General features: G+C 67.5%; 16 protein-coding genes. 9 read left to right on the plus strand and 7 right to left on the minus strand.

Annotation, left to right across the window (positions count from 1 at the left end; translation table 11 throughout):
* The first annotated feature begins 26 nt into the window (after positions 1 to 26).
* Positions 27 to 1,406, plus strand: coding sequence for an MFS transporter (locus EV643_RS19725; protein ID WP_133801568.1), 1,380 nt, complete (start codon positions 27 to 29; stop codon positions 1,404 to 1,406).
* Between the two features lie 140 nt (positions 1,407 to 1,546).
* On the plus strand, positions 1,547 to 1,972 hold the full coding sequence (locus tag EV643_RS19730; RefSeq protein WP_133801569.1) for a hypothetical protein: 426 nt from the start codon (positions 1,547 to 1,549) through the stop codon (positions 1,970 to 1,972).
* Between the two features lie 5 nt (positions 1,973 to 1,977).
* On the opposite strand, the gene EV643_RS19735 is transcribed toward EV643_RS19730, so the two are convergent.
* Positions 1,978 to 2,262, minus strand: a complete 285-nt coding sequence (locus tag EV643_RS19735) for an Rv0250c family protein (protein WP_133801570.1) — start codon at positions 2,260 to 2,262, stop codon at positions 1,978 to 1,980.
* Between the two features lie 123 nt (positions 2,263 to 2,385).
* Here EV643_RS19735 and EV643_RS19740 point away from each other — a divergent pair, with 123 nt between their 5' ends.
* The 6 genes from EV643_RS19740 to EV643_RS19765 all read left to right on the plus strand — a co-directional run bounded on the left by EV643_RS19740 (position 2,386) and on the right by EV643_RS19765 (position 10,734).
* The gene (locus tag EV643_RS19740; RefSeq protein ID WP_202869640.1) at positions 2,386 to 4,119 is read left to right on the plus strand and encodes a thiamine pyrophosphate-binding protein; all 1,734 of its coding nucleotides are present in this window, start codon (positions 2,386 to 2,388) and stop codon (positions 4,117 to 4,119) included.
* Between the two features lie 26 nt (positions 4,120 to 4,145).
* A complete protein-coding gene (gene frc / locus EV643_RS19745; protein ID WP_133801571.1) occupies positions 4,146 to 5,372 on the plus strand; it encodes a formyl-CoA transferase in 1,227 nt (408 codons plus the stop codon).
* Between the two features lie 34 nt (positions 5,373 to 5,406).
* Positions 5,407 to 7,551, plus strand: coding sequence for an acetate--CoA ligase family protein (locus EV643_RS19750; protein ID WP_133801572.1), 2,145 nt, complete (start codon positions 5,407 to 5,409; stop codon positions 7,549 to 7,551).
* Positions 7,552 to 7,632: 81 nt separating this feature from the next.
* Positions 7,633 to 9,132 carry an Nramp family divalent metal transporter gene (locus tag EV643_RS19755; RefSeq protein WP_133801573.1) on the plus strand — a complete coding sequence of 500 codons (1,500 nt, stop codon included), beginning with the start codon at positions 7,633 to 7,635 and terminating at the stop codon, positions 9,130 to 9,132.
* Position 9,133: 1 nt separating this feature from the next.
* The gene (locus EV643_RS19760; protein WP_133801574.1) at positions 9,134 to 9,685 is read left to right on the plus strand and encodes a hypothetical protein; all 552 of its coding nucleotides are present in this window, start codon (positions 9,134 to 9,136) and stop codon (positions 9,683 to 9,685) included.
* A gap of 74 nt (positions 9,686 to 9,759) precedes the next feature.
* Positions 9,760 to 10,734 (plus strand): TerC family protein, encoded by a 975-nt coding sequence (locus tag EV643_RS19765; protein ID WP_133801575.1) that lies wholly within the window; start codon positions 9,760 to 9,762, stop codon positions 10,732 to 10,734.
* Here the strand turns inward: EV643_RS19765 and EV643_RS19770 are convergent.
* The 4 genes from EV643_RS19770 to EV643_RS19780 form a co-directional block, all read right to left on the minus strand.
* Positions 10,727 to 11,479 carry a GntR family transcriptional regulator gene (locus EV643_RS19770; RefSeq protein WP_133801576.1) on the minus strand — a complete coding sequence of 251 codons (753 nt, stop codon included), beginning with the start codon at positions 11,477 to 11,479 and terminating at the stop codon, positions 10,727 to 10,729. The two genes, EV643_RS19765 and EV643_RS19770, sit on opposite strands and share 8 nt — an antisense overlap.
* Positions 11,480 to 11,598: 119 nt before the next feature.
* Positions 11,599 to 11,754, minus strand: a complete 156-nt coding sequence (locus EV643_RS44195; protein ID WP_166665499.1) for a hypothetical protein — start codon at positions 11,752 to 11,754, stop codon at positions 11,599 to 11,601.
* Between the two features lie 143 nt (positions 11,755 to 11,897).
* Positions 11,898 to 13,058, minus strand: a complete 1,161-nt coding sequence (locus EV643_RS19775; protein ID WP_133801577.1) for an NAD-dependent formate dehydrogenase — start codon at positions 13,056 to 13,058, stop codon at positions 11,898 to 11,900.
* Positions 13,059 to 13,165: 107 nt separating this feature from the next.
* Positions 13,166 to 14,140 carry a LysR family transcriptional regulator gene (locus tag EV643_RS19780; protein ID WP_238165681.1) on the minus strand — a complete coding sequence of 325 codons (975 nt, stop codon included), beginning with the start codon at positions 14,138 to 14,140 and terminating at the stop codon, positions 13,166 to 13,168.
* A 151-nt stretch (positions 14,141 to 14,291) separates the two neighbouring features.
* On the opposite strand from EV643_RS19780, the gene EV643_RS19785 reads away from it, so the two are divergent.
* The gene (locus tag EV643_RS19785; protein WP_133801578.1) at positions 14,292 to 15,065 is read left to right on the plus strand and encodes an alpha/beta fold hydrolase; all 774 of its coding nucleotides are present in this window, start codon (positions 14,292 to 14,294) and stop codon (positions 15,063 to 15,065) included.
* Between the two features lie 54 nt (positions 15,066 to 15,119).
* Here the strand turns inward: EV643_RS19785 and EV643_RS45730 are convergent, their stop codons facing one another.
* Both EV643_RS45730 and EV643_RS19795 read right to left on the minus strand, forming a co-directional pair.
* On the minus strand, positions 15,120 to 21,173 hold the full coding sequence (locus tag EV643_RS45730) for a PKD domain-containing protein (protein WP_133801579.1): 6,054 nt from the start codon (positions 21,171 to 21,173) through the stop codon (positions 15,120 to 15,122).
* Between the two features lie 362 nt (positions 21,174 to 21,535).
* Entirely contained in the window at positions 21,536 to 22,255 is a 720-nt protein-coding gene (locus EV643_RS19795; RefSeq protein WP_133801580.1) for a YdcF family protein, read from the minus strand.
* Between the last annotated feature and the right edge of the window lie 45 nt (positions 22,256 to 22,300).

Consider the following 22,300-nt stretch of genomic DNA (forward strand, 5'->3'; position numbering starts at 1 on the left):
TATGCAGTAGTCAGTCAGGAGGCGACATGACCGACGCGACCCCCCGGGATGTGCGTGACGTGTACGGCCGCCAGTACCGGATCGGTGAGGATGCCCGGGAGCTGACCGGCCACTCGCGCCGCTGGCAACTGTGGGCCACTTGGGCATGCATGGTTGCGATCAGCCCGCTGCAGTACTCCTTCGGTTCTGCCGCGCTCGGCCTGCAATCCAGCCGCAGCTGGGGCGCCGTGGAGACGATGTGGTTGCTCGCGCTGTTCGTGGCCTGCCAGGCTCTGGTCGCGATCCCGGCGGCGTGGATCCACCGGGTCAGGCGCGCGACGCCGACGCAGCTCGTCGTACTGGGTGGGGTGTTCGCGGCGGTCGGGTTGACCACGCTGGCGCATGTCGACAGTTATGTGGTCGTCGTCCTCGGGTATGCGGTTGTCGGGGGTGCCGGTGCCGGCTTGGTGTACTCCGCTTGCATCACGACCGCGGCTCGCTGGTTCCCCGATCGGCGGACGGCGACGATCGGCTTCGTCACCGGCGGATTCGCTTGTGGTGCAGTGCCGAGCATCGCGTTGCTGACCGTCTTCGACTCGGCCGGTGGGCAGCGGCTCGTGTTCGACCTGACCGCCTTGGTTGCGCTGCTGGTCGTGCTGACCGCCGGGGGTGTGCTGAAGGATCCGCCGCGGCACTGGTGGCCTGCGGACATCGACGCGCAGGCGTGGGCCGTGGACCGCAAGCTCAACCGGAGCTACCCGCACAACCTGCCCGCGATCCGCTACTACCGCCCTGCCGAGGCGATGCGGACCGGTGCGCTTCCGCTGATGTGGTTGACCTTGGCCCTCAGTACTGCGCTGTCGCTGTTCGGCATCGCGTTCGTCGTCAGCTATGCGATCGAGGCGAACCTCGGTACGGCGGTCGCCGGATTCGCGGCCGGATTGCTTGCCGCGGTCAACGGTCTCGGGCGGTCGTTCGCGGCCGGCCTGTCCGACCGGTTCGGGCGGCGACGGGTCCTGGCCGCCGTACTGATGATCGAGGGGTTCACGCATGTCGGACTGGTGCTGGCGGGCGAGTCGGGTGCGGGTGTGGCGTTCGTGTTGTGCGCGATGTTCGCCGGGCTCGGTGGCGGCGCGTTCTACGCGATCATGGCGAACCTGGTGCTGGAGTTCTTCGGCGAGAACAGCCTGCTGCAGAACCAGGCGATCCTGTACAGCGCGAAGGCGGCCGGTGGTCTGGTGGGCATCGGTGTCGCGGCCGGCGTCGTCGCGGCGGTTGGCTATCGGCCGCTGTTCTTGGGTGCGGGGCTGCTCGGGTTGTTCACCGCGCTGATCGTCCGTTTCCTGAAGCAACCAGGACGACCTGCCCTACCGGTCCGACCTCAGCTGGGCACCCCGGTCGCCGGTGCCGTCCGGCCGGGCGAGTGAGCCGAACGGAAGCAGGGCTCAGGGCGGGCGACTATGTCTGGGTCGCACGTGCTGAGCCCTGCGTTCTGGAAGTGGTGTCCAAGCTGGCCCGCGAGCCCTGGACCGATCGGCCGAGTTGCGTTCATCCCGTCCTGGGAGCCGTGGCGCGAGCGGTCCACGACCACAGCAGTACGGCGGGACGTCATGCGCTCCTGTCGCTCGCGCCGGGGTTCCTCGAGACCGCACGGCCTGGCTTCGAACTGTCCGCCCGCTTAGTCGCTCTCTGTGTGTCCTCGGCGCTCTGCTGTCCGGGGGAACTGACCCGCGATGAGCAGCTGCGGCTGACCAATGACCATCGAACAGCTCTGTATCTGCTCAACGAACGGCCGGATGACGCTGAGCCCGGGGGAGCCGCTCGTTGGTGGCTGCCTGTTTTCGACCGGTTGAACCTGAGTGAGCCGTTCTATCGGACCTTCGTCGCCCCCGAACACGCCGCGGAAGCGGTCGCGGTCGCCGCCCGGACCACGGACGGCGACCGCGACGTACGGCTCAAACAACTGCTGAGGCAGTGTCTAGCGGTGTTCTGAGGTGGTCACGGCGCGCGGCGGCCGGGGGCTCCGAGGCCCTCGTGGTCGACGTCGCCGGCGCCCCACAGGGCGTGCTCGCGATCGTCGTCAGGGATCACCACCAGCTCGTGCCGGTGGGGTGCCCGGATCTGCTCGGCCAGCCGATCGAGGTCGGCCGCGCATCGGGCCGCGTCGTCCATCAACCGCAGTACGTCGAGGTGCGGGCCGAGCTGATTCCTCAACGCCGCAAGGGATTTCTCCAACTCACGCAACGCGCGGCGGGTCCGGTCGAGGTCCTCATGAATCGTCATCGCAGCTCCCTCAGGCTCGAACTCTGGACAACCACCGTGGCTTGCGATAAGACTACGACTACCACATACGGTATGCAATCTACACATAAGCCGCACCCGGCCCTTCCGAGGAGATGACTGCAGATGGCGCAGACAGTGTCGGAGACCCAACCAGCCGCAGATGTCGAGGAGCCCGGTCCGGGGGCGCAGCCCGCGACGATCTCGGGCGGCCACCTGGTGGCCAAAGCCCTCAAGGCTGAGGGGATCGACGTGATCTTCACGCTCTGTGGAGGTCACATCATCGACATCTACGACGGCTGCGTGGACGAGGGCATCGCAGTCGTCGATGTCCGGCACGAGCAGGTCGCCGCCCACGCCGCCGACGGTTACGCCCGGATGACCGGGAAGCCCGGCTGCGCGGTCGTCACCGCCGGCCCGGGCACCACCGACGCCGTCACCGGGGTCGCGAACGCGTTCCGGGCGGAGAGCCCGATGCTGCTGATCGGCGGCCAGGGTGCGCTGAACCAGCACAAGATGGGGTCCCTGCAGGACCTGCCGCACGTCGACATGATGACGCCGATCACCAAGTTCGCCGCCACCGTGCCGCACACCGCGCGGGTGGCCGACATGGTCTCGATGGCGTTCCGCGAGTGCTTCAACGGCGCTCCGGGCCCATCGTTCCTGGAGATCCCGCGGGACATCCTGGACAACTCGGTCCCGGTCGACTCCGCGACCGTCCCGGAGCCGGGGCGGTACCGGGCCTCGACCAAGAGCATCGGCGACCCAGCGAGCATCGAGGCGCTCGCCGACCTGCTGGTCCGGGCCGAGAAGCCGGCCGTGCTGCTCGGCACCCAGGTCTGGACCTCGCGGGGTACCGACGCCGCGATCGACTTCGTACGGCAGCTGAACATCCCGACGTACATGAACGGCTCGGCCCGCGGCACGCTGCCGCCTGGCGACCCGCACCACTTCCACCTGTCCCGGCGGTACGCGTTCAACAACGCCGACGTGATCCTGATCGTCGGCACCCCGTTCGACTTCCGGATGGGCTACGGCCGGCGGCTGCCGAAGAACGCGACCGTGGTGCAGATCGACATGGACTACCGCACGGTCGGCAAGAACCGCGACATCGACCTCGGCCTGGTCGGCGACCCGGGCGCGATCCTGGCCGCTGTCGTCCAGGCGGCGTCGGGCCGGCTGCAGAACAAGTCCGGTGATCGGAAGGCCTGGTTCAACGAGTTGCGCGCCGAGGAGGACGCGGCGTACCAGAAGCGGTTGCCCCGGCAGCTGTCGGACGCGAACCCGATCCACCCGCTCCGGCTGGCGCACGAGATCAACGAGTTCCTCACCGAGGACTCGATCTACATCGGCGACGGTGGCGACATCGTCACCTTCTCCGGTGGCGTGGTGCAGCCGAAGTCGCCCGGCCACTGGATGGACCCGGGCCCGCTCGGCACCATCGGCGTCGGCATCCCGTTCGTGATGGCGGCCAAGTACGCGCGGCCGGACAAAGAAGTGGTCGCGCTGTTCGGCGACGGCGCCTTCTCGCTCACCGGCTGGGACTTCGAGACGCTGGTCCGGTTCAACCTGCCGTTCGTCGGTGTGGTCGGCAACAACTCCTCGATGAACCAGATCCGCTACGGCCAGGAAGCCAAGTACGGGCACGACCGCGGCCGGATCGGCAACACCCTCGGCGACGTGAAGTACGACGAGTTCGCCAAGATGCTCGGCGGCTACGGCGAGGAGGTCCGCGACCCCAAGGACATCGGGCCAGCCATGCAGCGGGCCCGCGAGTCCGGGCTGCCGTCGCTGATCAACGTGTGGGTCGATCCGGACGCGTACGCGCCCGGAACCATGAACCAGACCATGTACAAGTAGCGATTCGCTCAGCCCCGGAGGACCAGATGGCCAAGGCCCTTGAAGGTGTCCGCATCCTCGACATGACCCACGTGCAGTCCGGACCGTCCTGCACCCAGATTCTCGCCTGGCTCGGCGCCGACGTGATCAAGCTCGAGCAGCCCACCGGTGACATCACCCGCCAGCAGCTGCGGGATCTCCCGGACGTCGACAGCCTGTACTTCACCATGCTCAACTGCAACAAGCGCAGCATCACGCTGAACATGAAGTCCGACCGGGGCAAGGAGATCTTCACCGACCTGGTCAAGGACGTGGACGTGCTGGTGGAGAACTTCGCCCCCGGCGCGATCGACCGGATGGGCTTCACCTGGGAGCGGCTGCAGGAGCTCAACCCGCGGCTGGTGTTCGCCTCGATCAAGGGTTTCGGCCCGGGCCGGTACGAGGACTTCAAGGCCTACGAGGTGGTCGCCCAGGCGATGGGCGGCGCGATGAGTACGACGGGGTTCGAGGACGGACCGCCGACCGCGACCGGCGCCCAGATCGGTGACTCCGGGACCGGGATCCACCTGGTCGCCGGCATCCTCGCGGCGCTCTACCAGCGGACCAATAGTGGCAAGGGTCAGCGGGTCAGCGTGGCGATGCAGGAGGCCGTACTCAACCTGACCCGGGTGAAGCTGCGCGACCAGCAGCGGCTCGCCCACGGACCTCTGCGGGAGTACCCGAACGACAACTTCGGCGACGAGGTGCCGCGATCGGGGAACGCGTCCGGTGGCGGTCAGCCCGGCTGGGCGGTGCGGACCGCTCCCGGCGGCCCGAACGACTACATCTACGTGATCGTCCAGCCGCCCGGCTGGGCTCCGATCGCGAACCTGATCGGCAAGCCCGAGCTGGCCGAGGACCCGGACTGGGCCACCCCGGCGGCCCGGCTGGACAAGCTGGACAAGATGTTCGCGCTGATCGAGCAGTGGACCGAGCAGCACACCAAGTTCGAGGTGATGGACAAGCTCAACGCGCTGAACGTGCCCTGCGGGCCGATCATGTCCACCCGGGAGCTGATCGAGGACGAGACGCTGGCCGAGCTCGGCGCGGTGGTCGAGGTCAAGCACCCCGGCCGGGGCAGTTTCAAGACCGTCGGCTGCCCGATCAAGCTGTCCGACTCGCCCGTCCAGGTGGAGACCTCACCGGGCCTGGGCGAACACAACTCCGTGATCTACGGCGGCCTCGGCATCGACACGGCCGAGCTCGAGGAACTCAAGGCCGCCGGCGTCATCTGAGCGACACCCACCACGCTTTAGAGGAGCTTCAGGCATGACCTATGACAAGGCAGTGGTCCAGTCCGTCCTCGACCAGGCGCTGGCCGAGGGGCGGAGTTCGCTGAGCGCGCCCGAGGCCAAGCGGGTCGCGGACGCGTACGGCATCCCGAGCCCGGGCGAAGGGCTGGCCACGACCGCCGAGCAGGCCGCCGGACTGGCCGCCGAGATCGGATTCCCCGTTGTGCTGAAGATCGTCTCGCCCGACATCCTGCACAAGACCGACGCGGGTGGTGTCGTGGTCGGCGTCGATTCCGCCGAGGCCGCCGTCGCGGCGTACCAGAAGATCGTCGCGAATGCGGCCGCCTACAAGGCCGATGCGGAGATCACCGGTGTACAGGTGCAGAAGATGCTTGTCACCGGCGGTGACGTGCAGGAGGTCATCGTCGGTGCGGTGACGGATCCGACGTTCGGCAAGGTGGTCGCGTTCGGGCTGGGCGGCGTACTGGTCGAGGTACTGAAGGACGTGACCTTCCGGCTGGCGCCGCTGTCGGCCGAGGAGGCGCGCTCGATGGTCGACGGGATCAGCGCGCACGAGATGCTGGACGGCGTCCGCGGCGCCGAGCCGGTCGACAAGGACGCGGTCGCGGACCTGATCAAGCGGCTGTCGGACCTGGTCAGCGACTTCCCGCAGTTCGCCGAGGTGGACCTGAACCCGGTGCTGGCCGGGCCGGACGGGTCCACCGCGGTCGATCTGCGGATCATCGTGGACGCCGAGGCGGGCAAACCGGTCGAGCGGTACTCCCAGGAGCAGATCCTGACCGCGATGAACCGGATCATGAAGCCCCGCGCGGTGGCCGTGATCGGGGCGTCGAACGAGGCCGGCAAGATCGGCAACTCGGTGATGAAGAACCTGGTCAACGGTGGGTACACCGGTGACATCTACCCGATCAACCCCAAGGGCGGCGAGGTACTCGGGCTGAAGGCGTTCCCGGCCATCACCGACGTCCCGGGTGACGTGGACGTCGCGGTCTTCGCGGTACCGGCCAAGTTCGTCGCCGGCGCCCTCGAGCAGTGCGGCCAGAAGGGTGTGGCCGGCGCGATCCTGATCCCGTCCGGCTTCGCCGAGACCGGTGAGCAGGAGCTGCAGGACGAGGTCGTCGCGATCGCGAAGAAACACAACGTACGGATCCTCGGCCCGAACATCTACGGCTACTACTACCTGCCGGAGAACCTCTGTGCGACCTTCTGTACGCCGTACGACGTGAAGGGCAGCGTTGCGTTGTCGTCACAGAGTGGAGGCATCGGGATGGCCATCCTGGGCTTCTCCCGGTCCAGCCGGATGGGCGTCTCCGCGATCGTTGGGGTAGGCAACAAGGCCGACATCGACGAGGATGACCTCCTGACGTTCTTCGAGAACGACGACAACACCAACCTGATCGCCATGCACCTGGAGGATCTGAAGGACGGCCGGGCGTTCGCCGAGACGGCGTCCCGGGTGTCCAAGCAGAAGCCGGTGGTGGTGCTCAAGGCCGGCCGGACCGACATGGGCGCGCGGGCCGCGAGCTCGCACACCGGCGCGCTGGCCGGCAACGACAAGGTGTACGACGACATCCTGCGGCAGAGCGGGGTGGTCCGGGCGCCGGGCCTGAACGAGATGCTCCAGTACGCCCGCGGCATCCCGAAGCTGCCGACGCCGAAGGGTGAGAACGTGGTCATCATCACGGGTGCGGGCGGCTCCGGCGTGCTGCTGTCCGACGCTTGTGTGGACAACGGGCTGACCCTGATGGCGATGCCGGCCGACCTGGACGAGGCGTTCAAGAAGTACATCCCGCCGTTCGGGGCGTCCGGCAACCCGGTCGACATCACCGGCGGTGAGCCGCCGGCGACGTACCGGAACACGATCGCGCTGGGGCTGGAGGACGATCGGATCCACGCGCTGATCCTGGGTTACTGGCACACCATCGTGACGCCGCCGATGGTGTTCGCGCAGCTCGTCGCCGAGGTGGTCGAGGAGTACCGGGCCAAGGGCATCGACAAGCCCGTGGTCGCCTCGCTGTCCGGTGACGTCGAGGTCGAGGAGGCCAGCCAGTACCTGTTCGAGCACGGGGTGGTGGCCTACCCGTACACCACCGAGCTGCCGGTCGCGGTGCTCGGTGCCAAGTACCGCTGGGCCCGGAACGCGGGCCCACTCGGATCATGAAGCCGGTGATGCGTCTGGAAAGGGGGGAATGCACGGGGGAGTAGGTTCTCGTCAAGCTGGCGTCGAAATAAGGAGTCCGCCTTGGACGTCACAAGCAAGACCTCAGGAGTACCCGAAGAGCCGGCAGCCGCCGCGGCGACCGAACGGGTCTGGCGCGCGGGCAGGCTCGAACCGATGCCGATCCGGCCGTTGCCGGCGGCGCCTCCGTCCCTGCACATCCTCGGTCCGACCGTCTTCCTGGTCGCGCTGGGCGTCGGCATGGGTGAGTCGTACATGTGGCCCCGGCTCGTCCTGGTGTTCGGTCCGGACATCCGGTGGCTGTTCCTGGTGGGAGTCACCCTGCAGGCGTTCGTGCTGCTGGAGATGGCCCGGTACGCGATGGCGACCGGCGAGAGCATCTTCTTCGGCGCCGCGCGAGTGTTCAAACCGCTGATGTGGTTCTTCTACGTGGCGGCGATCCTGATCTACATCTGGCCGGGGCACCTCTCGGCCGGGGCCGCCGCGTTCGAGGAGATATCAGGGATTCCCTGGCAGGCGACCGCCTGTGTCGCCCTGATCTTCGTCGGTGTGCTGTTCAGCATGCTGTCGGTGATCTACAACTTCCTGGAGAAGCTGCTCGGTCTGCTGATCGGCTTGCTGGTCGTCGGCACCTCGGTGATCGCGGCGCTGGTCGGCAGCTGGGGCGACCTGAGCAACACGTTGTCCGGGATGTTCGCGTTCGGCTACTTCCCGGAGAAGGCGCTGTCGGAGGCGTGGTTCCCGATCGTGGTCGGTTCGATCGCGTTCGCCGGCCCGTCCGGTATGCAGCAGATGTGGTACACGCTCCAGTTGCGCGACAGCGGCGCGGCGATGGGAGCCCATATCCCGAAGATCCGCGGGCTGCGGTCCGCGGGCGAGGCGGAGTCGATGCCGTCGCGGGGTTACATGTTCGACACCGACAACCCCGAGGAGATGCAGAAGTGGAAGGGGTGGCGCAAGTGGGTCACCTTCGATGCCCTGCTGCTGTTCTGGGGTATCACCATGCTCGTCACCGTCTCGTTCACCGTGCTGGCCATGTCGGCGGCCCGGGAGAATCCGGACGTGGCGGGTCTGATCGAAGGCGGTGACCGGGAGGCGGCGCTGAAGGCGATGTCCGACGCGTTCGCCTCGGCCGGCAGCCCGATACTGGGGACGCTGTTCTTCGCCTTCATCGCGCTGATCGGCCTGAACGCGACGCTGGGTCTGTTCGACTCGTTCAGCCGTGGCCAGGCGGACATGACGTACTACTTCGTCCCGGGGGCCAAGCGGTTCTCCATGTCGAGGCTGTACGCCGGGTTCCTGTGGGGCGTGATCACGTTCGGGATCCTGATCCTGCTGTTCGGTCCGGCCGACGGTCCGGCCGGGATCCTGGACATCCTCGCCTTCCTGTCCACGTTCGCGATGGGTGCCTACTGCGTCGTGTTGCTCCTGGTGAACAACAAGTTGCTGCCCAAACCGATCCGGCCCGGCCCGATCCGGAACGTGATCATCGGGTTCGGCGCCTTCTTCTACCTCGGCCTGCTGTTCTACAGCCTGGTGCGCTTCGGCGTGGTCGTGGGCTGAGATGGACACCCAGAAGGCCCGGCAGCTGGCGGCGTACTCCGTCCCGGCCGCATCGGTGGGAGTCGCAGCCGGTCTGATCGCCGGAGGGCTGGCCGCGTTCGTCGGCCAGCCCGCCGGCTGGGCCGTCGTCAGCGGTCTCGGACTCGCGGTTCCGCTCGTCGCCTTCGGCGTCGGCTACGCCGTCCTGCTGGCGTTCGGCAAGGTCCCTGCCGGGGTGTTCGCGCCGGCAGCGGTCTACTGGGTGATCGGGTTCCCGCTCGCCCTGATGGTCCACGCGATGGTGACCGCGTGGACGGTCACCGGTTCGCCCGGGCTGCCCGAGGCGCCCTTGCAGTTCCTGGCGTTCCGGGCGTTGCTCAGCATGGGGTTCGCGATCGGGTTCCTTTGGATGCACGAGCAGCTCGGCCGGCACTGGTGGCCGCGGATCATGGCCGACAACCCGTACGCCGAGCGGACCGTCGCGCAGTACGTCCAGCTGGCCGAGACCATGCAAGCCCGGAAGGAGGCGGCCGCCCGCGCCCGGCAGAAACGACGCGCGGCCCGGACCGCCTAGAGCCTGTCCCACTATCCCGCCGCCCGCGACTGGACCCCTGACAGCCGCGGGCGGCGGCGTACCCGGAGGAGCAGATGACCGTTTCGTTGTCGGCGTGGATCATCACCATCGCCGCCCTGCTGGCCCTGATGGTGCTGGACTTCCTGATCGTGGCCCGGAATCCACATGAACCGTCCCTGCGCGAGGCGACCCTGTGGGTGACCTTCTACGTCGGCATCGCGCTGTTGTTCGGTGTCGGCCTGAGTGTCGCGGCCGGCGGCCAGTCCGGTGGTGAGTTCTTCGCCGGCTGGCTGACCGAGTACTCGTTGTCGGTGGACAACCTGTTCGTCTTCATCATCATCATGGGCAAGTTCGCGGTGCCCCGGCAGTACCAGCAGAAGGTGTTGCTGGTCGGGGTCGCGCTGGCGCTGGTGATGCGTGGCATCTTCATCGCGATCGGCGCCGAGGCGATCTCGCACTTCAACTGGATCTTCTACCTGTTCGGCGCGTTCCTGCTCTACACGGCCTGGAAGCTGGCCACCTCGGGCGACGAGGAGGACGAGTTCAAGGAGAACGTCGTACTGGCGAAGGTCCGCAAGGTGGTGCCGACCACCGAGACTTACCACCAGGCTCGGATGATGACGCGGGTCGACGGGAGACGGTTCGCCACGCCGATGCTGATCGTGATGATAGCGATCGGTACGACGGACCTGCTGTTCGCGCTCGACTCTATCCCGGCGATCTTCGGGCTGACCCAGGAGCCGTACCTGGTGTTCACCGCGAACGCCTTCGCGCTGATGGGGTTGCGCCAGCTGTTCTTCCTGATCGGGGGTCTGCTCGATCGGCTGGTCTACCTGTCGTACGGCCTGTCGGTGGTGCTGGGCTTCATCGGCGTCAAGCTGATCCTCGAGGCCCTCCACCACAGCGGCGTCGGGTGGGCCCCGGAGATCCCGATCCTGGTCTCCCTCAGCATCATCCTCGGCACCCTGTTCATCACCGCAGTGGCCAGCCTGCTGAAATCCCGCCGCGACGCCCGCGCGGAGGAGCCGGTCCCCGAAGAGGTCAGCTGACGGTGCGGCGGCGGCGCGGGGCTGCCTTCTTCTCGGCGGGGGGCGGGGAGGTGGCCTCGCTCGCCTGGAGGTCGTGGTAGGCCTTGCGGGTGTGTTCGGTGTGCTCTCGCATGATCTGGGCGGCTTTGTCCTCATCGCCGTCGCCGATGGCCTTGACCAGGCGGGCGTGTTCGCGCCAGGAGGCGGCGCCGCGGACCGGGGCTACGGGGGTGTAGTACCAGCGGACGCGGCGGTCGACCTGGCCGGCGAAGTCGACCAGGAAGCGGTTCCCGGACATCGCGGTGATCTTCGAGTGCAGCTCGCCGTTGGTACGGACCGCGCCGTCGATGTCACCGGAGTCCTGGAACGCCGTCCCGACCTTGCAGAGCTCCCGGAGCTGGGCGACGTCCTCCTTCGAGGCATACCGCGCGGCCAGCCGGGCCGACTCCGACTCCAGCGCCGCCCGGGCCGCCAGCAACTGGTCCACCTCGTCCTCGGCGGGCACGTGCACCATCGCGCCGAACCCCGGCCGCAGATCCACCCAGCCCTCGTTGTTCAGCCGTTGCAGGGCCTCCCGGACCGGCTGCCGGGAGACGCCGAGCAGGCCGGCCAGCTCCACCTCGACCAGGTGCCGGCCGCGCTCCAGGGTGCCGTCGATGATCATCTCGGTGAGGGCCTCGTAAACCGACTCCCGCAGCGGCGTCGGCCGCTTGACGTGCCGGACGGCGAGGCCGTCGGAGTCCGGTCCCGCGCTGATAGTCGTCATGAGGTCCTTCCCGTACATGAGTCGGCCGAGAAACGTAATGGCACTTGGTAGACAGTCTACCAAGTGCCAGGTCTGATGCCGTGCTCTTCGTTGAGCCGGCCAGTTCAGTGGACCAGGGGTCAGGCGGCCGAGGTCTCGCGCTCGGCGCTCCGGTCCTCGTCGCGCTCGGTCCGGGACAGCTCCAGATCGACGTTCAGCTCCTGCTGCAGCTCCGGCGAATCCGGGAACTGCGGCCGGGCCGCCAGAGCGCCGAACCTACGGGTGAAAATCATCATGACCTCTCTTGGGTTTTCTCAATACTGGCTACTGCATACATTCAACCAGCCTGGTGAACCGGCTATGCCCACATCTCACGTGATCCCCGTTACAAGCTGACTGCTCAGGCGTTAAATGCCCGGAACGGGTCACGTGAGGTCGGTCACGACCGGGTGGAATACGAGTGCGCGCCGGTCCCCGCCAAGCCGCCGCCGTCGACGATCAGGTACTCGTCCCGGATCGGCGTCCCGTCCAGCCAGGACTCGAGGATCTCCCGCGTCCCGGCGGCGTACCGGGCCTGGGCGGACAGCGACGAGCCGGAGATGTGCGGTGTCATCCCGTGGTGCGGCATGGTCCGCCACGGGTGATCCGCCGGCGCCGGCTGCGGGTACCAGACGTCGCCCGCGTACCCCGCCAGCTGCCCGCTCCGAAGTGCCCGGTCGACGGCGTCCCGGTCGGCGATCTTGGCGCGCGCGGTGTTGATCAGGTACGCGCCACGCTTCATCTGGCCGATCAGCTTGTCGCCGAACAGCCCCTCCGTCTCCGGGTGCAGTGGAGCATTGATGGTGACGACGTCGCAGTGCGGCACCATGTCGGCCGCGTCCGGGTGGAACGTGAGGTTCAGGTCGCGCTCGATCGACTCCGGCAGCCGGTGCCGGTCCGTGTAGTGCAGCTTCACGTCGAACGGCGCCAGCCGGCGTAGTACGGCGAGCCCGATCCGTCCGGCGGCGACCGTACCGACGTGCATGCCTTCCAGGTCGTACGAACGGCTCACGCAGTGGGCGATGTTCCAGCCGCCGTCGAGCACCACCTGGTACGACGGGAGGTAGTTCCGGACCAGGCTCAACGTCATCATCACCACGTGTTCGGCGACGCTGATGCTGTTGCAGTAGGTGACCTCGGCAACCGTGATCCCGTGCGCGATCGCGGCGTCCAGGTCGACGTGATCCGAGCCGATCCCGGCCGTGATCGCGAGCTTCAGGTTCGGCGCCTTCGCGATCCGCTCCGCGGTCAGGTACGCCGGCCAGAACGGTTGCGAGATCACCACCTCGGCGTCGGGCAGCTCGCGATCCAGGACGGAGTCGTCGCCCTCCTTGGACGACGTCACCACCAGCGTGTGCCCCTGACTCTCCAGGAAGCTCCGCAGTCCGAGCTCACCGGAGACGCTGCCGAGCAGGTGGCCCGGGGTGAAGTCGATCGCCTTCGGAGTCGGCGTCGTCTGGCCGCCCGGGTAGTGGTCGATGACGGGCAGGTCGTCGCGGGCGTAGGTGGTCGGGTAGCCGTCCTCCGGGTCGTCGTACAGCACACACAGAACCTTCGCCATGGTGAGCAACTCCTCTTGTTCTGAAGGGTTTCCGTCCCTTCAACGGTGCTCGCCGCGACGGTGGTGGGTCAAAGACTTGGTTGCTATCTCGGCATAGCGCCTGGCTATCAGGCCGAACGGACCGTATAGCTGGATCCCAGCAGATGCACGTCGAGGAGTTCGTCCAGCGACTGGTGAACGGCGGCCTGCCGGGCCACGTCGAGCAGGGCCCGGGCCAGCACGGGTTCGGGACTCCGGGCCGCGATCACCAGGCCGACCCGCGGACCGTGCGCGGGGCTCTTCAGCGGTACCACGCGCATCCCGGCCGGTACGCCGAACATGTGCAGCCAGGCGTGCGAGATCACCGTCGACCAGTGGTTGCCGTGCAGATGGCTGTAGAGCCCGGAGACGGTGTCGCTCTCGATCGACGGGGTCGCGGTGACGCCGTCGTCGGTGAAGTAGCCGTTCATGATCCGGCGGTTGCGCATGTCCGGTGACAGCAGGCAGAGCGGGAGCTCCGCGACCTGCGCCCACGTTGCCACCGGCAACTCCGCCAGCTTGCTGTCCTCCGGAGTCAGGAGCAGGTACCGCTCCTCGTACAGGGGCGTCTTGCGAACGCTGCCGAGGGTGTCGTCGTCCAGATAAGTCATCGCGACGTCCAGCTCGAACTCGGCCAGCTTCTGGGTGATGTCGCGCGACGACAGCGACTCCAGCGTCACCCGGGCCTGTGTGTGCCGCTCGCAGAACGGCGTCGTCAGCAGCGAGACGACCGGCATCGCGGTCGGGATCGCCCCAAGCCGCAACGTGCCGGTTAGGCCGCCGCGCATCACGGACAGCTCGTGCTTTAACGCGTCCCGCTCGGCGAGGATCCGCTGCGCCCACAGCAGTACCCGCTCGCCCTCGGGGGTCAGCCCTTCGAACCGCCGGCCGCGCCGGACGATCGGCACGTCCAGCTCCTGCTCGAGTTTGCGGATCGCCGCGGACAACGACGGTTGCGATACGTAGCAGGCGTCGGCCGCCCTGGCGAAGTGCCGCTCCCGGGCGAGCGAGACGAGGTACTCGAGCTGGCGCAGCAACATATCAGCCTCGTTCCGCGACGGCATACCGGTTGACTGTATACATCATCCAATGTTACGACGCGAGGCTCCGAGGCGATAGAGTTCAGATGTGACCCAGGTCACAACACGTCCGGTCTAATCCCGGTCGGGCCGCTCGACGGGTTGGTAAGAGCATCCGAACGGAAGGCAAGTTGACATGGACACGGCTATCTCCACCGACGGCACGCCGATCGCGTACGACACGTTCGGTTCCGGGCCCGGCTTGATCCTGATCGCCGGCGCGATGACCGATCGCTCGTACTACGTCCCGCTGGCGACCGCGCTCTCGTCGTCGTTCACCGTGGTGACCTACGACCGGCGGGGTCGCGGTGACTCGGGGGACAGTGCGCAGTACCAGGTCGAGCGGGAGTGGGAGGACCTCGACGCGGTCAGGAAGGCGGCCGGTGCGGTTTACGCCTCCGCCGACTCGTCCGGTGCGGTGCTGCTGCTTCGTGCGGTGGCCGCCGGGGTTCCGTTCGAGAAGGTGGCCATCATGGAGCCGCCGTTCCGGGTGGAGGGTGCGCCGCCGGCGCCGCCGCGGTACGTCGAGAGGCTGGAAGAGTTCATCGCGGCCGGGAACCCGGGTGGTGCGGTCGAGTTCTTCATGGTCGAGGCAGTCGGCCAGCCGAAGGAGGAAGTGGACGGGATGAAGGCCATGCCGTTCTGGGCCGGGCTGGAGGCGATCGCCCCGACGCTGAGCTACGACGGGCGGCAGATGGGCGACAGCGAAGTGCCCACCGAGCTTTTGAAGGGCATCTCGACGCCGACGCTTGCGGTGTACAGCACGGGGAGCCCTGACTGGCTCAAGCAGGCCGTGCGTTCCACCGGCGACGCGCTCCCCGCTGCCGAGATTCGCGAGCTGCCCGGTGAGTTCCACAGTCCCTCACCGGAAGCGCTCGTGCCGGCGTTGAAGGAGTTCTACCTCGGCTGACGGACAAGGCGAAGGGGCGCCGGGATCCACTCCGGCGCCCCCTCGTCGTACTGGTTAGGTGACCGTCACCTGTCTCGTGACGGTGTTGGCCTTGCCCCAGCCGTCGGTCGCGGTCAGCGTGACCGTGTAGGTGCCGGCTGCTGGGAACACGTGGGTGTTGGCCTGCGTGGTGCTGGTTGGTGTGCCGTCCCCGAAGTCCCACAGGTAGGTGAAGGTGTCACCGATGTTCGGGTCCGTGGCCGAGCCCGAGATGTTGCAGGAGAGCCCGGTGCAGGTCGGCGCGTTGATCACCGGGTTGGGTGCGACGTTGCCGGCCGGCTCGACGATCGTCACCGTTTGCGTCGCCGTTCCTGTGACGCCCCACTGATCCCTGACCGTGAGAACGACGCTGTACGTGTTGGCGCTGGTGTACGTCCTGGTCACTAGCCCGCCGGTGCCCGTTGTCCCGTTCCCGAAGGTCCAGGAGTAGGTCAACGACGCCGTGTTCTCGTCCGTGGAGCCACGGCCATCGAAGGTGCAGACGTTCTCGTTGCAGGAGATGGTGAAGTTCGCGACCGGTGGCTGGTTGTCCGCCGGGATCGAGACCGTCACCACTCTCGTCGTGCTGTTCGCCTTACCCCATCCGTCGGTCACCGTCAGCGTGACCGTGTAGGTGCCGGCGGCCGGGAACGTGTGGGCGTTCGCCGAGGCGGTGCTGGTAGGCGTGCCGTCGCCGAAGTTCCACAGATAGGTGAACGTGTCACCGGTGTTCGGGTCCGCGGAGCCCACACCCGAGATGTTGCAGGACAGCCCGGAGCAGGCCGGCGGGTTGATCACCGGGTTGGGTGCGACGTTGCCGGCGGGTTCCACGATCGTCACGGGCGCCGTGGTCGTCGCGGTGGCACCCCACTCGTCCAACACCGTGAGCGTGACGGTGTAGGTGTTGGCGGCGGTGTACGTGACGGTCCGAACCGGTCCGGTAGCCGTCGTGGTGTTGCCGAAGTTCCACGAGTAGCTCAGCGTCTGCGCGTTCTCGTCCGTGGAACCGCGGCCGTCGAAGGTGCAGACGTTCGCCTGGCACGAGACCGTGAAGCTCGGCACCGGTGGGTTGTTGCCCGGCGGGACCGACACGGTCACGTGACGCTCCGACGGCACCGGAGTGATCTGGTCATGCTGGTCGACTGCTCGAACGCGCACGGTGTACGAACCCGACGGGATCACCGGTGACGTGTAGGAGAAGTTGGACCCCGGCGTTCCCGGGCTGGTGAGGAATGCTGCCCGCCAGCTCGGGTTGGTGCTGGTGAACGCTCCGGTCGAGCTCATGTAGCGGCCCAGGGAGTCGACGATGCCGATCTCGACCCGCTGCATCGCCTGGTCGTCCTCGGCCCGGCCGGTGACGGCGATCTTGCCTTCCGAGAAGGCGGTTCCCTCGGTCGGGGTGAGCAGGGTCTCGTTGAGGACCGGCGGCTGGTCGCCCGGCCAGATCGGGTAGCGCGCCGTCGCCCCGGTGCTCGACGGGTCCTGTTGTCCGGAGGCGTCGAACGCGTAGGCCGTCACGGTCCAGTCGCCCTGGGTCGGCAGGTCGACCGGCAGTGTCCAGTTCGTGCTCGTCGCATTCGGCGATGCCAGGTTGGCCGGCAGGGTGGCGAAGTTGGATGCCGTAGTGCCGTTCGGCTGCAGGTACCGGGCGGTGATGCTGTCCCGGAGCGAAAGGCTCACCTCGGTGACACCCTGGTCGTCGCGAGCCGTGCCGGCGAGGTCGAGGTGCAGTGTCTGCAGCCCGGTGATCGTGCCGGTCGGGCTGATCGTCGTGTCCGGTGGTGCGTCGCCGGGGACCTGAGCGTTGATCGTGAGCCTGCCCTGGTTCGCCGACGACGTCGACAGCCCCAGCTGGTCCGTGGCGCGCAAGGAGAACGTGTACGTGCCGGGCCTGAGGTTGAACGGCGTCGTGTACGACCAGTTGTAGCTCGCCTGGTCCAGGTTCAGCGGCGTGAGGCGGTACCAGCCCGCGATGACGTCCGTGCTCCAGGTCCCGTCGGACGCCAGGTTCTCGCGCGTTGTCGTGTTGCGCAGCTGGATCTCGACGCTTTCCAGGGACACGTCGTCGTTGGCCGAGCCCGCGAAGGTCATTGGGCTGCCCGGCGCCACGATCAGCGGCTGGGCCGCGGTCGGGGGCACCATCGCGACCGGATCGCTGATCGACACCGACGGCGCGACACCGGACTCACTCACGATCCACGTCCGGTCGCTCGTGTCCAGGTCGGAGTTGCCGTTCGTGTCGGTGGCTCTCGCTTGTGCCATCCAGGTTCCTTCGTAGGGCACCGTCACCTCGTACTGCCAGGTGGTGTTGAGGGCACCGACGACGTCCGGTGTGACACGGAACGAGTTGTAGATCGGGGAGACCGATCCGTCGTTCTGCAGGTATTCGAGGTTCCTGTTGACGTCGCGGATCGCCAGGCTGAGCGAGGAGACGCCCACGTCATCGGTGGCGTTACCGGTGATGGTGAACGTACGCGTGGTCACCGGGTTGATGGTCGGGCCGGTGACCGACGTGTCCGGTGGCTGGTCGCTGATACCCCAGACCTCGAACTTCTTCGTCGCCTTGCTCGGGTCCGCGGCGTTGTTGTTCGCGATCGTGCGGGCGAACACCTTCATGGCCCGGTTCGCCGGGAACGTCAGCGGAATCGACCAGTTCGTCGAGGTAGCGCCGGGCGTGGCCAGCGTGGCGTTGAACGTGTTGCTGGTCGTCGTCCCCCAGGTGGTCAGGTCGTCGTTGAGGTACCGCCGGCTGTTGTAGTCCATGATCTCCAGCTCGACCCGCTGGACGCCGTTCGCCGCCGAGGCCGTACCGGTGATCGTGATCTGTTCGTTGATCGGCTTGATCCGGCCCTCGATGGGATCCGTGATCGTAGTCTCGACGCCGTTCCCGGCCGGGAGGGAGTTGAAGTCGAAGAACGCGATGCGGCCTACGTTGTACTCGCCCTTCGTATTGCCGTCGCCACCGACGAACAGGCCTCGAGGTGTCAGCGCCATCGCCTTGTCGCCCTCGAACGAGTTGGAGCCCGGGTTCCACTCGAGCGCCGTACCGTCGACGGGGTTCAGGGCGGCGAGGTGCTCGCGTTTGACGACGGCGTCGCCGAGCCCGTAGCCGGACAGGCCCTGACCGGTGCCGTAGCCGACGTCGTCCAGACCGGGCCACGGTTGCGGTGAGGTCGGGGACTCGGCCCAGCCCATGTGGCCGCCCACGTAGATCGCCTGCTCGGAGATCGCGATCGAGTAGACGCTGTCGAAGTGACGCGAGATCCACAGCGGCTGCATGTTGTCGCCACCGTCGAACCGGTAGGCGACCACGGTGTCGTTGATCGGCGGGCGGTCACCGCCGGAGCCACTGGTCACCGCGAAGTACGAGTCGTCCGGTGCGATGTCGCCGCCGTAGATGCGCTGGATGCCACCGACGAACGGCAGGTTGTCCTCCCACAGGCGGGTGCGCCACGGCAGCAACTTCTGGGTCCGCGCGTTGATCAGCGCGATGCCATAGCGGTTCTGGCCGTTGACCTGGCGGCCGGTGTGCACCACCAGCAGCGTGCCCTCATCGTGCGTCAGCTTGAGCTTCTGCACGGTGAGTTCGCCATTACTGCCGATACCGCCGGTGATGTTGTTGACGAAGTCGGTGCGCACCGCGCCGGTGTTGCCGTCGAGCGCGGCGAGCGCATTGCGCGGGGTGCCGTTGATCGTGGCGAACCGGCCACCCACGTACACCGTCGTGTTGGTCGCCTGGATCTCCGTCGCCTTCTGGTCGGCGCTCGCCGTGAAGGTGGTGATCGGGGCGCCGGTGGCCGGGGTCAGGCGGGCGATGCCGCGCTTGGTGACCCCGTTGATGGCGTTGAAGTTGCCGGCCACGTAGAGCTTCGTGCCGTCGGGCGAGGCCTCGACGGACTCGGGGCCGCCGTTGCCGCCGAACACCGGGCGGAAGTTCGGGTCGACCAGGCCGGTGGCGAGGTCGTACGCCGCGAGGCCTGCCTGCGCGTAGCTCGTGTTGTTGGTCCCGGTGTTGTTCCGGATCGAGGTGAATCCGCCGGCGATGTAGACCCGGTTGCCGACGACCTCGATGTCCCAGATCTCGCCGTCGTTGATCACCGGCAGGTTCGTCCGCGGGATGTCAGGCACCAATCGGGTGTGGCCCGGGCCGGGCAGCGTCGGGGTCGTGGTGGCTGTACGGGTCGTCTGGACGGTGTGGGTGCCGTCGTTGACCGTCAGGGTCACCGTGCGGGTGCCCGGGGTGGCGTAGGTGTGCGCCGGGCTGTCGCCGGTGCCCGTCTGGCCGTCGCCGAAGTTCCAGCTGTACGTCAGCGGGTCGCCGTCTGGGTCGAAGCTGCCGTTCGCGTCGAATTCGCAGGTCATCGTGGCGCAGCCGGTGGTGAAGGCCGGGATCGGCGCCTCGTTGGTGGCGCTGGCGTCGGTGCCGGGGTCGAGGACCACGGAGAACATCACCGACCGCGAAGCAGCCGAGCTGGTCGTGGCTGTGCGGGCCGCGGCGGTGCCGATGGCAACAGCTGTGTTGGAGTCGGCGAGGACGGCGCTGACCTTGCCCGTGCCGGTGCTGGCCGCGGTGGTCCGGGAGGTGACGTTGCCGGGCAGGGTCCAGCTCTGGACGACCGAGGACTTCTCGTTCCAGACGTTCACCAGCCAGGAGTTGCCCTTCGCGACCGGAGCGGTCGGGGTGGCGTGGCTGGAGGCGGATGTGTCGACGCCGCGGACGGCCGAGGCCGACACCACGCCTACGCCCGTACTCCGGTACGCCGCGACACTGATGACGGACTTCGACAACTCACTGCCGCTGACAGTCACGTCGGTGCCCGCATCGCCGGCGACCGCGGCCTTGGTCCAGGCGCGGCCACGAATACCGTTGCCGTCGCGGGTCTGGATCAAGGTCCAGCCCGGCAGCGTGTCTGTGAGCGTGCCGGTGGTCGAGTTGGTCGACAGGAACAGCAGCAGCCGGTCCTGCGGAAGGACGTTGGACGGGATGCGGACGGAGTGCGCCGACCGGTTCCCCGCAGTACTGGCTGCTCCGACGTAGGAGACCTCACCCTGGCTGACTGTGCCGACCGGGCTGACCTGGTGGGTCTCGGTGTCGGTCAGCTCGCCGTCGCTGACCGTCAGCGTGACCGTACGGGTGCCGTCGCTGGCGTAGGTGTGGTTGGGGTTGACGCCGGTACCGGTCTGGCCGTCGCCGAAGTTCCAGTTGTAGGTGAGGGTGTCGCCGTCCGCGTCGGTCGAACCGGACGCGTCGAAGCCGCAGACAAGACCGTTGCAGCTGGAGACGAACGCTGCCACGGGAGCCTGGTTCACAGGATCCGCGACCTCACCAGGACTCAGGGCCACGGAGAACAACACGGACCGGGAGGTGGTCGCGCTGGTGGTGGCGGTCTGGCCGGCCGCAGTACCGGTCGGAACGGCGCCGGCGGAGTCGGCCAGGATGGAGCTGACCTTGCCGGTACCGGTCGCGGCCGCCGTCGTACGCGAGGTCGAACCGGCCGGCAACGTCCAGGTGAGAGCGGTCGAGGACTTCTCGGACCAGATGTTCACCCGCCACGAGTTGGTGTCGGCGATCGGCACGGTCGGCGTGGTGTGGCTGGTGCTGCCCACGTCGCTGCCGCCCACCGCTGACGCGGAGATCGTCGCGTTGCCCGTACTGCGGTAGGCCGCGACTCCGACGACGGACTTGAGCGTGTCGCTCGTGGTCACGGTGACGTTGGCGTTCACGTCTGCGGCGGTGGCCGTCTTGGTCCACAATCGCCCTCGGACGCCGTTGCCGTCCCGCGACCTGATCAGTGTCCAGCCTGCCAGTGAGTCGGAGATCGTGCCCGTCGTCGCGTTGATCGTGATGTACAGCAGCAACGCGTCGCCCGCCTGCGCGGTCGCCGGGACCCGGACGGTGTGAGCGGTCCGGGCGCCGCCGTTGCTGGTACCACCGACGAACGAGATCTCGCCCGGGGCCGCGGACGCGGACGGTGCCAGCGCCGCCGTGAGGCCGAGAGCGGGAATCAGGGCGACCAGTGCGGCGACCAGCACGTGCAGCACGCGCCGGCGGTCACGGACAGGTCGATCGAAGAGCTGGGACACAGTCACTCACCAACCAGATTCGTAAATTCAGGACTCGACCGAGCGAGGCGCCGGCCGGCGGCGAAGTCCATGGAGGTGAGATGTGGGTACAGCCAGGTGGGGCAGGTGACTCGCACCTGCCCCGGATCGTGCATGACCGTGACAACGACGTCGTCGAACGGCAATGCCCGTCACCCCCCAGTGACCAAGAATCCCCACAAAGACCCGCCCCCCGGATCCTCAGGGCGACTTTCGCATTCCGCCACGCTCTGTGCAAGAGTTCGGGCTCAGATTGGTGAAATGACTACCCACTGTAGTGCGACGGCTCCGGTTGTTCAGGCAGCTGACGCCTGTTGTTCAAGGTCGGCAATCGCGTCGGCCGGTGCCGGTCAGCCGCCGGCCGGGCGGACCAGTTCTTGGTTCCGTGCGGCGACGTTGCGATAGGCAACGAGTACGTCGGCTGGGATGCCCACGTGATCGATGAAGTCACGTCCGCGTGGACCGTAGCCGTCGGCATCATCCCGCAATCGCCGGATCTCGCCGAGCACCAACGACGTGAACCGCCCGGTCGACCAGATCGCATCCGGCCCGTCGCCCACCTCGGCGCCGACGCGCGGAAGGACCGGGGCGAAGCTGATCAGCTCAAGGTGTCGCCGATCCCGGCAAGCTCGCTCGAAGGAGGCATGGGTCCGCCGCTGCATGGTCGGATCCTGCACCAGCACAACGGTCTTCTCATCGGTGATCAGCCGGCTTGCGAACTCCGCGTTCTCTCCGCAGTTGGTCGACTGGTCCTCGATCGTGATCGCGTCCCGATCCACCTGATCCCGCAAGAGGTCGGCGAAGATGTGCGACTCGGGTCGCGCGTTGGTTGCCACGTCGAGCTTTCTCCGCTCGATCGCCTCGACCAGGTACCGCGTCGAGTGCCCGATCCCACCGCTGATCAGGATCCGCCTGGCGACGCCGCTCTGGTACGCCGCTGCCACCACCTCGACGGACTCGATGACGGCACTCCCCATCAACACGATCAGATCGACCGGCTCCGTCAGCCCGGCAACATCACGCCGGGCAAGAAAGTCGGACATCACCCGCAGTTCGCCGGCCAGCGTCATACCTCATTGTCTCTGCCTTGACCGGGTGGGGCGGGAGCACGGCGG

Origin of the sequence: Kribbella caucasensis (genome assembly GCF_004361855.1) — a bacterium.
Lineage (GTDB): Bacteria > Actinomycetota > Actinomycetes > Propionibacteriales > Kribbellaceae > Kribbella > Kribbella caucasensis.